General features: G+C 63.8%; 14 protein-coding genes. 11 read left to right on the plus strand and 3 right to left on the minus strand.

What is annotated here, in order from left to right; translation table 11 throughout:
- Positions 1-42 precede the first annotated feature (42 nt).
- From INT12_RS01265 to flgA, 3 genes are all read right to left on the minus strand, one after another.
- On the minus strand, positions 43-474 hold the full coding sequence (locus INT12_RS01265) for a flagella synthesis protein FlgN (protein WP_193040295.1): 432 nt from the start codon (positions 472-474) through the stop codon (positions 43-45).
- A 27-nt stretch (positions 475-501) separates the two neighbouring features.
- Complete coding sequence (gene flgM / locus INT12_RS01270) at positions 502-780, minus strand: flagellar biosynthesis anti-sigma factor FlgM (RefSeq protein ID WP_169886096.1); 279 nt, start codon at positions 778-780, stop codon at positions 502-504.
- An 88-nt stretch (positions 781-868) separates the two neighbouring features.
- Positions 869-1,528, minus strand: a complete 660-nt coding sequence (flgA, locus tag INT12_RS01275) for a flagellar basal body P-ring formation chaperone FlgA (protein WP_226925927.1) — start codon at positions 1,526-1,528, stop codon at positions 869-871.
- 162 nt (positions 1,529-1,690) lie between these two features.
- Here flgA and flgB point away from each other — a divergent pair, with 162 nt between their 5' ends.
- The 11 genes from flgB to flgL all read left to right on the plus strand — a co-directional run bounded on the left by flgB (position 1,691) and on the right by flgL (position 11,579).
- Positions 1,691-2,104: a flagellar basal body rod protein FlgB gene (gene flgB / locus INT12_RS01280; protein WP_046382155.1), complete on the plus strand. Its 414-nt coding sequence runs from the start codon at positions 1,691-1,693 to the stop codon at positions 2,102-2,104.
- A gap of 15 nt (positions 2,105-2,119) precedes the next feature.
- On the plus strand, positions 2,120-2,527 hold the full coding sequence (gene flgC, locus INT12_RS01285; protein ID WP_108524530.1) for a flagellar basal body rod protein FlgC: 408 nt from the start codon (positions 2,120-2,122) through the stop codon (positions 2,525-2,527).
- Between the two features lie 3 nt (positions 2,528-2,530).
- Entirely contained in the window at positions 2,531-3,208 is a 678-nt protein-coding gene (locus INT12_RS01290; RefSeq protein ID WP_046382153.1) for a flagellar hook assembly protein FlgD, read from the plus strand.
- 27 nt (positions 3,209-3,235) lie between these two features.
- On the plus strand, positions 3,236-4,384 hold the full coding sequence (gene flgE / locus INT12_RS01295; protein WP_193040296.1) for a flagellar hook protein FlgE: 1,149 nt from the start codon (positions 3,236-3,238) through the stop codon (positions 4,382-4,384).
- 4 nt (positions 4,385-4,388) lie between these two features.
- The gene (locus tag INT12_RS01300; protein ID WP_046382151.1) at positions 4,389-5,129 is read left to right on the plus strand and encodes a flagellar basal body rod protein FlgF; all 741 of its coding nucleotides are present in this window, start codon (positions 4,389-4,391) and stop codon (positions 5,127-5,129) included.
- 31 nt (positions 5,130-5,160) lie between these two features.
- On the plus strand, positions 5,161-5,943 hold the full coding sequence (flgG, locus tag INT12_RS01305) for a flagellar basal-body rod protein FlgG (protein WP_169886100.1): 783 nt from the start codon (positions 5,161-5,163) through the stop codon (positions 5,941-5,943).
- Positions 5,944-5,966: 23 nt separating this feature from the next.
- Positions 5,967-6,620 (plus strand): flagellar basal body L-ring protein FlgH, encoded by a 654-nt coding sequence (locus INT12_RS01310; RefSeq protein ID WP_193040297.1) that lies wholly within the window; start codon positions 5,967-5,969, stop codon positions 6,618-6,620.
- 11 nt (positions 6,621-6,631) lie between these two features.
- Positions 6,632-7,750, plus strand: a complete 1,119-nt coding sequence (locus tag INT12_RS01315) for a flagellar basal body P-ring protein FlgI (protein WP_226925929.1) — start codon at positions 6,632-6,634, stop codon at positions 7,748-7,750.
- Positions 7,750-8,682, plus strand: a complete 933-nt coding sequence (flgJ, locus tag INT12_RS01320) for a flagellar assembly peptidoglycan hydrolase FlgJ (RefSeq protein WP_079444653.1) — start codon at positions 7,750-7,752, stop codon at positions 8,680-8,682. The genes INT12_RS01315 and flgJ overlap by 1 nt, the downstream gene beginning before the upstream one ends.
- Before the next feature lie 65 nt (positions 8,683-8,747).
- Entirely contained in the window at positions 8,748-10,358 is a 1,611-nt protein-coding gene (flgK, locus tag INT12_RS01325; RefSeq protein ID WP_193040298.1) for a flagellar hook-associated protein FlgK, read from the plus strand.
- Between the two features lie 24 nt (positions 10,359-10,382).
- A complete protein-coding gene (gene flgL, locus INT12_RS01330) occupies positions 10,383-11,579 on the plus strand; it encodes a flagellar hook-associated protein FlgL (protein ID WP_193040299.1) in 1,197 nt (398 codons plus the stop codon).
- Positions 11,580-11,868: the final 289 nt, after the last annotated feature.

The following is an 11,868-nucleotide window of genomic DNA, read 5'->3' on the forward strand; positions in this document are numbered from 1 at the left end:
TGCTGCCTAAGTTTGTTTCGATCACACAGACAACATCACTACTCAATCAACGCCGCGCAGCCTGCGCCCATCCGGCCCATACAACTTGTTACCAATAACCGAATTCAAAAACCCGACAACCCGCTGATTACTCGCCATCCGCAGCCCCAACGCCTCGCCATTGGCGATATTAAGCTGCCGCGCCCGCCGCGCCAGTGCCTGCACTTTCCGCCAGGCCGCGACGCAATCGGCATCCTGCGCCGACTTCAGCGCCCCCTGCCGCCCTGCCCCATAGCCGAGCTTCAACTGCGCCCCAGACCGAATCGCTTCCAACTGCTCCAGCTTCTGCAACGCCGCCTGCTTGCACGCCGTCAGTTCCTGCAGTTTTTCACCGTCGACCTTGGCCTGGGCCAATGCACGCCGCTCCAGTTCCAGCCAGTCGATCAGTTCGACGATCGCCTGCTGCTGCAACTCCAAGTGTTTCGCCAGACTCATAGGTACCTGCTGCTCATCGACCAACGCTCATGGAAGGGTTTCGCGCACGCTGGAGGCCAGGCCGTCGAATATCGAATCCGCGCTGACCTGATAGGTGCCACTGTCGATGGCCTGGCGCAGCGCCGCGACTTTCTCCATGTCCACGTCCGCCGACGTCGCGACCTGCGAGCTGGCGGTGCTGCTGGAGACTTGCACGCCGTCGTCGAGGGTGGCTTCGAGAGGTTGCAGTTCCACGCGTTGATTACCGCCTGCGTTGCTGTCAGCGGGCGCCAGGGTGTTGGTCAGGTTTGCACTTATGATTTTCACGTTAGAGGCTTCAATTGGCTGTGGTTGGGTCAACTATCGGCAATCGCGACGGCAAACTTTGACCGGTAATCGGGTTTCGCTAAAAAAATCAGTAGCGCAGCTGCAATTCGTTCTGGCCCACCACCTGGGCGTTGAGCATTTTGCCGTCGTTGCCCATGACGCGCACGTTGCTGCCCAGGCTGCCGTTGTCCAGTGCCTTGCCTTCGCGGCGGATGGTGAAGCCAGCGCCCCGGGCCTGCAGGACCACGCGGGCGTTCCGCTCGACCAGCCAACGCTCGCGCACGTGATTCACGGTGATAACCATGCCCCGGCTTAGGTTGCGGCTGGCCTGGCGGCCGATGATCTGCGAAGGCTCGAACACGCTGCCTTTGGGCAGGCGCTCCAGCGGGCCGCGCTTGAGTTCCAGCATCGGCGCCTTGATCACCTCACCCGCGGCAATCCGCTGACGACTGACCACGTAGTCGCCGACCACGCGCACGCTGACTTGCAGGTAACCCGCGACCTCGTCCAGGCAACGCACGCCCACGGCCACCCGACCGATCACGCTTTGCTCCGGGCGCACCAGATACGGCCGCGGGTGGGCGCAGGCCGCGATGCGCGCCGCCGGTTGGCCGATGTCCACGGCAACCAATTGGGCGCGCGCGGGCAAGCGTGGCGCAATCACCTCGCGCACCTGCTCCTGCAGGCCGTCCGCCTGGGCCAAGGTGCAGCACAACAGGCCCATCAAGCCCCACATCCGTCTTGTCATCGATCCCGCCCTCCGCGCTACCCAGCGCAGAATTCTAGTCGCCCCGCCAGCGAGGCAAGGCCTGAATTGGTCGTCAAATAGCCGCCTGTTTCGGCCTTTGCCGGGGCAGCCTTGGGACTAACCTGCGAGCCGTTCATTTATTTGATGCACAGGTCCGCAACCATGATCGACAAGCTCGACAACGAGCTGCGCTTTCAGCAGGACGCAATGAGTTTGCGGGCTGAGCGCCAGCAGGTATTGGCCAATAACATCGCCAACGCCGACACACCCAACTTCCGCGCGCGGGATTTCGACTTCAGCGCCGAACTGGCCAGCTCCCTGCAAAAGTCCCACACCCAGGGCCGCGGCATGACCCTGGCCACCACGTCCGACCGCCACCTGCACGCCGACTCCAGCCGCTTCGCCAGCCGCGACCTGCTCTACCGCGTGCCGGACCAACCGAGCCTGGACGGCAACACCGTGGACATGGACCGCGAACGCGCGCAGTTCACCGATAACGCCGTGCGGTACCAGGCCAGCCTGACCTTTCTGAGCAGCCGCCTGCAGTCGCTCAAGACCGCCATGCAGTCCGAATAACCCAGGGAAACCACCATGTCGATGTTCAGCATTTTCGATATCGCCGGCTCCGCGCTGAGCGCCCAGTCCCAGCGCATGAACGTAACCGCCAGCAACCTGGCCAACGCCGACACCACCAGCGGCCCGGACAACGAAGCCTACCGGGCGCGGCAGGTGGTGTTCGAGTCGCAATACCAGGCCGGCAGCAGCATCGGTGGCGTGCGCGTCAGCCAGGTGGTCGAAGACGGCTCGCCGATGCGCCAGGAATACCGCCCCGGCGACCCATTGGCCGACGAATCGGGCTTCGTGACCATGCCCAACGTCGAGCCGGTGGGCGAAATGGTCAACATGATCTCTGCGTCGCGCTCTTACCAGGCCAACGTCGAGGTCATGTCCACCAGCAAGGAAATGATGCTGAAAACTTTGACCCTAGGTGAGGCGTAAACCATGACCAGTACGATTGCCAGCTCGGTGCTGTCGACGATGAACAGCACCAGCACCACCGCCGAAAGCACCACTTCGGCGGCGGACGACTTGCAGGACCAGTTCCTCACGCTGCTGACCACCGAGCTGCAGAACCAGGACCCCACCGACCCGATGGACAACAGCGAGATGGTCACCCAGCTGGCGCAGATCAGCACCATCAGCAGCATCGAAGACGTCACCAGCACCCTGGAAGGCATCTCCAGCCAGATCAGCGCCTCCGAAACCCTGCAAGCCTCGGCCCTGGTGGGCAACGGCGTGTTGATCGACGGCAATGTGATCCAGGTCGACAGCGGCGTGGCGACCACGTTTGGCGTCACTCTGGACAGCGATGCCGACAGCGTCAGCGTCACCATCAAAGACAGCAGCGGCACCGTCGTGCGGACCCTGGACGAGGGCAGCATGAGCGCCGGCACCCAGGCGTTGTCGTGGGACGGCCTGCAAGACGACGGCACCACGGCCGCCGACGGCGCCTACACCTTCTCTATCAGCGCTACCACCGACGACGTCGCCGTGGCCAGCACCGCCCTGAAATACGCGCTGGTCACCGGCGTCACCACCGACAGCAGCAACGAAGTCGCGCTGGACCTGGGGGGCGTCAACGACAACGTCGCCCTCAGCGACATCAGTCTTGTCCTCTGACCCTCTACCTAACGAAGGAGAAACACCATGGCTTTTTCCCAAGCGCTCAGTGGTCTGTCGGCAGCGTCCACCGACCTCAACGTGGTCAGCAACAACATTTCCAACTCCCAGACCGTGGGCTTCAAAAGCTCGACCACGCAGTTCGCCGATGTGTACTCCGGCGCCGACGTCGGCCTGGGTACCCAGGTCTCGGGCGTGGTGCAGAACTTCGAATCCGGCAGCCTGACCACCACCGATAACGCCCTGGACCTGGCGATCAACGGTGACGGCTTCTTCACCTTCTCCGACGGCACGCAAACCGTGTACTCGCGCAACGGCCAACTGACCCTGACCGCCGACGGTTACCTGGAAAACGCCGCCGGCGATCAACTGCTCGGGGTCAACGGCGTGATCCAGATCCCCACCACCGGCATGCAAGCCAGCGCCAGCACCGAGCTGGACGCCGAGCTGAACCTGGACGCCAGCGACGACATCATCACCACCACCTTCGACCAGACCGACTCGTCGACCTACTCCTATTCCACCAGCGCGACGCTCTACGACTCCCTGGGCACCAGCCACACCAGCACCCTGTATTTCAGCAAGACCGCCGACAACACCTGGGACGTACACACCGCCATCGACGGCAACCTGCTGACCGACTCCCAGACCGTCAGCTTCAATTCCAGCGGCCTGATCACCAGCGGCGAAACCGGCACCTACACCTACGACCCGGCCAACGGCGCGGCCAGCCTGTCGCTGACCCTGGACCTGACCGGCACGACCCAGTTCGGCAACGACTCCTCGGTGTCCGACATCACCCAGAACGGCTACACCTCCGGCAGCCTGGTGAGCTTCACCATCGACGAGACCGGCACGGTGGTCGCCACCTACTCCAACGACCAGACCAAAAACATCGACCAGATCCAGCTGGCCACCTTCAGCAATGAAAACGGCCTCAAAGCCAACGGCGACAACACCTGGCTGGCCACCACCTCCTCCGGCCAGGCCCTGCTTGGCGTGGCCAGCAGCGGCTCGCTGGGCTCGATCCTGAGCGGCACCACCGAAGACTCCAACGTCGACCTGACCGCCGAACTGGTCAACCTGATCATTGCCCAGCGCAACTTCCAGGCGAACGCCAAGTCGGTGACGGCGCAAAGCGAAGTGTTGCAGCAAGCCGTGAATATCGGTTCCTGACCCTATGGATCGCATGCTCTTCACGGCCATGAGCGGGGCCAATCAGGCGCTCGAACAGCAGGCCGTCGTGGCCAACAACCTGGCCAACATCGTCACCCCGGGGTTTCGCGCGCAACTGGTGGAGATGCAGTCTTCGCCGGTGGCGGGCGAAGGCTTGCCGACCCGCGTCTCGGTGGCCGCCAACGGCGTGGGCGTGGACTGGAGCGAAGGGCCGATCGTGCATACCGACCGCGCGCTGGACGTGGCCCTTGGCGCAAACGTGATGCTCGCCGTGCAGGCCGGCAACGGCCAGGAAGCCTACACCCGGCGCGGTGACCTGCAGGTCGACGGCACCGGCGCCATGACCGTGGGCGGGCGCCCGGTGATCGGTGACGGCGGGCCGATCAGCGTACCGCTGGGCAGCGAGGTCACCCTGGGCAGCGACGGCACCATCAGCGTGCGCGAGCTGGGCATGGAACCCCGCGGCTTGAGCCCAGTGGGCAAGTTGAAGCTGGTGTCGGCACCGCCCGGCACCTTGCAGGCCGGCACCGACGGTTTGTTCCGCAGCGCGAACGCGCAGCCGCTGCCGGCCGACGACAGCCTGCGCGTGGCGCCCGGTGCGTTGGAAGGCAGCAACGTCAGCCCGACCAACGCCATGGTCGCGATGATCGACAACTCGCGGCGCTACGACATGCAGATGAAAGCCATCAGCACCGCCGACGAAAACGCCAAACGCGCCAACAGCCTGCTTTCCCTGCAGGGCTGACCTCCCGGTTGAATAGACAAGGAACCGAACGATGATCCGATCACTGTGGACGGCGAAAACCGGACTGGAAGCCCAGCAGGGGCAAATGGACGTGATCGCCAACAACCTGGCGAACGTCAGCACCAACGGCTTCAAGCGCTCGCGGGCAGTGTTCGAAGACCTGGTGTACCAGAACGTACGCCAGCCCGGCGCCCAGAGCAGCACCGACACGCGCCTGCCCTCCGGCTTGCAAGTGGGCACCGGCGTGCGCGAAGTCGCCACCGAGCGCCTGCACACCCAGGGAAACCTGGAGCAGACCAGCAACTCCAAGGACCTGGCCATCAACGGCCTGGGCTTTTTCCAGGTGGACATGCCCGACGGCAGCACCGGCTACACCCGTGACGGCAGCTTCCAGCTCGATGCCAATGGCGAGATGGTCACCTCCAACGGCTACAAACTGTCGGCCGGCGTGACCATCCCGGCCAACGCCACAGCCATCACGATCAGCAGCGACGGCATCGTCTCGGTGACCACGCCCGCCACGTCTACCTCGACCCAGGTCGGCCAATTGAACCTGGCGTTGTTCATCAACCCGGCCGGCCTGGAAAGCATCGGCCAAAACCTGTATCTGGAAACGGACGCCTCGGGCTCGCCCACCGAAACCACGCCGGGCCTGAACGGCGGCGGCACGCTGTCCCAGGGCTACGTGGAAACCTCCAACGTCAACGTGGTGGAAGAAATGGTCGGCATGATCCAGACCCAACGCGCCTATGAAATCAACAGTAAGGCCGTCGAAAGCTCGGACGAGATGCTCCAGCGTCTGACCCAGCTCTGAGCGCCCGGTTCGAGACTCCCTTTATGGCTCACAAGTATCTTCTGGCCGGCGTGCTGGCCCTCGTCGGCTGCGATCAACTGCCCCACAAACCGGTGGTGCCCGACGAAGAAGTCCAGGCGCAGGGCTACCCCGCACGCCTGGCCAACGGCTCGATCTACCAGAGCAGCCGCTCGCAACCGCTGTTCGAAGACCGCCGCCCGCGCATGGTCGGCGACACCCTGACCATCGAGCTGGAAGAACAGGTCAGCGCCAGCAAGAACTCCTCCTCCAATGCCAGCCGCGCCGGCTCCATGGGATTGAGCCTGGCGACCACCTCCAGCCGCGCCAGCCAGGTCGGCTCCTTTGGGCTGGATGCTTCGACGACTCATGACTTCCTGGGCGCCGGCGGTTCCCAGGCGAACAACTCGTTCACCGGCACGATTTCCGTGACGGTGATGCAGGTGATGCCCAACGGGCACTTGCGTGTGCGCGGCGACAAACAGATCGCGATCAACCAGGGCACCGAGTTCATCCGCTTTTCCGGGCTGGTCAACCCGCGCAGCATCACCGGCGAGAACACCGTGTCATCGACCCAGGTGTCCCAGGCGCGCATCGAATACGTGGGCGATGGCTACATCAACGAAGCGCAGCGGATGGGCTGGCTCCATCGCATCCTCCTCAACGTTTCCCCTTTTTGAGTACCCACGCCATGTTCACTAGAGCCGCCCGAACGTTGCGCACCCTGCTGCTGAGCTGCCCGTTGTGGCTGGGGGCAACGGTTCACGCCGAGCAGATTCGCGACATCGCCGACTTCGCCGGCATCCGCTCCAACAACCTGGTGGGCTACGGCCTGGTGGTCGGCCTGGATGGCAGCGGCGACCAGACCACCCAGAGCCCGTTCACCGAACAGGGCCTGACCAACATGCTGTCGCAATTGGGCGTGACCCTGCCGGCCGGCGCGAACATGCAGATGCGCAATATCGCGGCGGTGATCGTCACCGCCAACCTGCCGGCCCTCTCGCGCCCGGGGCAGCAGATCGATGTGGTGGTGTCGTCCATCGGCAACGCCAAAAGCCTGCGCGGCGGCACCTTGCTGATGACCCCGATGAAGGGCGCCGATGGCGAGGTGTACGCCATGGCACAGGGCAACCTGCTGGTGGGCGGCGCCGGCGCGTCGGCCAACGGCAGCAGCGTGACGGTCAACCAGTTGGCCGGCGGGCGCATCAGCCGAGGCGCGATTATCGAGCGCACGGTGGCGCTGAATTTGAACAACGAGCACGGCCTGCTCGGTTTGTCCCTGCACGAACCGGACTCGGCCACGGCACAACGCGTGGTGTATGCGATCAACCTGGAAATGCGTCGAACCGTGGCCTCGGCGGTGGACGGCGGGATGATCGAGATTCAGGGCCCGGTGTCGCCCAATGAGCGCACCAACTTCATGGCGCGCATCGAGAGCATCGAAGTGTTGCCGATCCAGGCGCGCCCCAAGGTGATCCTCGATTCGCGCACCGGCTCCATTGTGCTCAACAGCTCGGTGAAGCTGTACCGCGCCGCAGTGGCACACGGCAATTTGTCGGTGATCATCGACACCACCAACACGGTCAGCCAGCCCGGCGCCTTCAGTGGTGGCCAGACGGCGACCAGTTCCCAGAGCAATATTTCCATCGAGTCCCAAGGCGGTTCGCTGCATCTGCTCGAAGGCACGGCGAACCTGATGGACGTGATCAAGGGCCTGAATGCACTCGGCGCCACGCCACAGGACCTGATGGTGATCTTGCAGGCGCTCAAGGCGGCCGGTTCCTTGCGGGCCGAGTTGGAGATCATCTGATGAACAAAGGCGGCAGTACCGATGGCTTTGCCCTGGATGTGCAAGGCCTGGACCGGCTGCGCAACAGCGCGCACCTGGACCCGCAATCGGGGCTCAAGCAAGCCAGCAAGCAGTTCGAGGCGCTGTTCCTGCAGATGATGCTCAAGAGCATGCGGGCGGCGGTGCCCAAGTCGGAGATGTCGAACAACTCGCAGACCGAGATGTACACCGAGATGCTCGACCAGCAGTGGGCCCAGAGCCTGGCGGGCAAAGGTATCGGCCTGGCCGAGCAACTGACCCGACAACTGAGCGGCTACACCACCCGGCAGGCGCCTGAACTGGACAGCGCCACCACGGCCTTCCTCGACCTGCCGCCCTCGCGCCCCACGCCGTTTGCCAGCCCGGCGTTCGATGCCTGGAAACGCCGTGAAGTCAGCGGCGGCGACAAGGACCAGCCCGAACATGTGCAGGCGTTTATCGCGCGCTTGAGCGAACCGGCGCAAAAGGCCGCCCGCGCCAGTGGCGTACCCGCCGAGTTGATCCTGGCCCAGGCCGCCCTGGAAACCGATTGGGGCCGGCGCACTATCACCACCGCCCAGGGCGCCGACAGCCACAACCTGTTCGGCATCAAGGCCGGCGGCCAGTGGCAAGGCGCGACGACCCAGGTGATGACCACCGAATACACCGACGCCCAAGCGCAAAAACAGCTGGAAGCGTTTCGTGTCTATACCTGCGACGACGCTGCCTTCAACGACTATGCACGCCTGATGCGCAACCGCCCCGGTTATGCCGCCGTGCGCAATGCCGTCGATGCGCCCCAGGCCGCCATCGCGTTGCAACAGGGCGGTTACGCCACCGACCCGCGCTATGCACAGAAGCTGATTTCGGTGATGGCCACCATCGGTCCGCTGCGCAACGTGCCGGCCGTGGCGCAACTGCAAAACGATTTATAGAACAGGGGTCAAGTTGCCCTTTTGCCGGGCCGATAGTGCCAACCATGTAGCCCAGGAGCTTCTCGATGAGCATTATTTCCATTGGCGTCAGCGGCCTGACCGCCGCGCAGATCGCCCTCAGCACCAGCAGCAGCAACACCACCAACGCCTACACGGAGGGCTACACCTTGCAGGTGGCGAACTTCTCCGAATCCACCTCGGGCAGCGGCGTGCAGATCGCCAGCGTCGACCGCCAGTACAACCAATTCGTCACCAGCCAGCTCAACAGCTCCATCAGCGCCGAAAGCGCGCTGTCGACCTACCAGACTGAAGTCGACCAGATCGATAGCCTGCTGGCCGATGGCGATGCCAGCCTCGACACCCTGATGCAAAGCTTCTTCTCGTCGATCCAGACCCTGACCTCCGACGCCAGCGACACCGCCGCGCGCGAAGAAGTGGTCGGCGCCGCGCAAACCCTGACCTCGCAGTTCACCCAGTTGGGCAGCTACCTGGACGACATGGCCAGCGACGTGAACAGCCAGATCAGCGACCAGGTCACCCAGGTCAACGACCTCACCGAACAGATCGCCGGCCTCAACAAAAAGATCAGCCTGTCCGACGCCCTGGGTTCGACGTCCAACGCCCTGCTCGACCAGCGCGACCTGCTGGTCAGCCAGCTTAGTGAACTGGTGGACGTGGATGTCACCACCCAAAGCAACGGCAGCTACACCGTGGCACTGAGCAACGGCCTGGCGCTGGTGTCGGGCAATGACAGCTTCGATCTGCAGACCGCCGTCTCGGCCAGCGACCCGACGCAAACCGTGGTCACCTACGTCGACGCCGCCGGCCACACCACCGTGCTCGACGACTCCACCTTCGAAGGCGGCTCCCTGGGCGGCCTGATGGATTTTCGCGACACCAGCCTGAGCGACGCGCAAAACCAGCTGGGCATCCTGGCAGTAAGCCTGACCCAAGCCTTCAACACCTTGCAGGCAGCAGGCATCGACCTGAATGGCGACAGCGGCAGCGCGTTCTTCTCGGTGGATGACCCGAGCATCTACGGCAACACCCAGAACACCGGCGATGCGACGCTGAGCGCGACCTTTACCGACGATGTCAGCGCCCTGAGCGCTACCGACTACACCGTCAAGTATTCCGCCACCGACGGCTACACAGTGACCCGCAACGACAGCGGCGCCAGCGTCACCTCGACCTACGACGCCAATAACGACACCCTGACCTTCGCCGGCATGAGCGTGGCCATCAGCGGCACCGCCGATGACGGCGACAGTTTCCTGGTACTGCCCACACGTAACGCCGCCAGCAGTTTCAGCACCTTGACCAGCGACGGCAGCCTGATCGCGGCAGGCACCTCCACCGGCAGCAGCGACAACAGCAATGCCCTGGCGATGCTCAACCTGCAGACCGACAGCATCGTCGGCGGCAGCAAGACCCTCAGCCAGACCTACTCGGCGCTGGTCAGCGACGTGGGCAGCACCGCCAGCAAGGTCGCCGGGCAACTGGAAACCCAGTCGGGCCTCACCGAGCAACTGACCACGCTGCAACAGTCGGAATCGGGGGTGAACCTGGATGAAGAGGCGGCCGACCTGATCGTCTACCAGCAGTATTACCAGGCCTGCGCGAAGGTGGTCGAAGTGGGCACGTCCCTGCTCGACACCCTCCTCGATATCAACTGATAACTTTCTGAGCGGAGCGACGCCATGCGCCTCAGCAGTGCGACGATTTACAACCAAAGCCTGAACTCGATGCTCGCCCAGGAAAGCGCCTACCAGGACGCCGCCCAGGAAGTGTCCAGCGGCACCCGGGTGGTCAACCCTTCGGATGATTCGCTGGCCGCCGCCCAGGCCGTCAACGTGCGCCAGGCCATCGCCGCGAATACGCAATATGCCGACTCGCGCAGCACCATCATCACGTCCTTGTCCCAGGAAGAAAGCACCCTGGACAGCATCAACGATGCCATCACCAGCGCCAAGGCGCTGATCGTGCAAGCCAACAACGGCACCTTGAGCGACGCTGACCGCGAGTCCATCGCCACCTCGCTGCAAGGGGTGTACGACACGCTGGTGACACTGGCCAACGCCACCGACAGCAACGGCAACTATCTGTTTTCCGGCTACCAGAGCCAAAGCCCGGCGTTTGCCACCGATGCCAATGGCGATCTGGTGTATCAGGGCGACAACAACGCGATCACACAACAGGTCAGCTCCACTCAGAGCATGGCCAGCGGCGATACCGGGGCGACGATTTTCCTTTCGGTGAGCAGTTCGGCGGGGTTTATCGCCGAGGCCGGCGACAATAGCGGCAGCGTGACCTACAGCGGCCCGACCATTACCGATACCCAGGACGCCAATTACGGCAGCGGCTTCAGCCTGACCTTCAGCACCGCCGCCGACGGCACCGCGCAATACAGCCTCGACGGCGCCACCCCGGTGACGTACACCTCGGGCGACACGCTGGAAGTCAACGGCCTGTCCCTGACCTTGAGCGGCACCCCGGTGGACGGCGACACGGTTACCGTGAGCAAGGCCGCCGACGCCGACCCGGACCTGTTCGCGACCCTGAAAAACCTGATCTCGGTGCTGCAGACCCCGGTGGAAACCGACGCCGACCAGGCCAACCTGGACAACACCCTGTCCACCGCCAGTCGCCAACTGAGCAATGCCCAGGACAACGTACTCACGGTGCAGACCTCTGTCGGCTCGCGGCTTAACCAGCTGGACGTGCTCGACACCATCGGCGACGACCTGGCACTGAGCTACACCGAACGCCTGTCGGGGTTGGTGGATGCCGACTACACCGAGTCGGTCACCGAGTACACCGCGTTGCAAGTGGCACTGCAAGCGGCGCAGCAGACCTTCGTCAGCCTGCAGAAGATGTCGTTGTTCGAATACATCTAAAAATGTGAGAGGGGGCTTGCCCCCGATAGCAGCAGCCCAGCCGCCGAATGCATTGGCTGAAACACCGCCATCGGGGGCAAGCCCCCTCCCACATTTAGACCGTGGCAGCAGGTTGGACAGAAGTAGTCCCATCACCAGAATCAAGCCCACCGAAAACACCATCAACAGCGGCGCCACCCATATCACTGCTCGAACACATCCAAAAATATGGGAGGGGGCTTGCCCCCGATAGCAGCAGCCCAGTCGCCAGATGCTTTGGCTGAAACACCGCCATCGGGGGCAAGCCCCC

The sequence above is a fragment of the Pseudomonas sp. K8 genome, assembly GCF_014889455.1.
GTDB classification, from domain to species: domain Bacteria; phylum Pseudomonadota; class Gammaproteobacteria; order Pseudomonadales; family Pseudomonadaceae; genus Aquipseudomonas; species Aquipseudomonas veronii.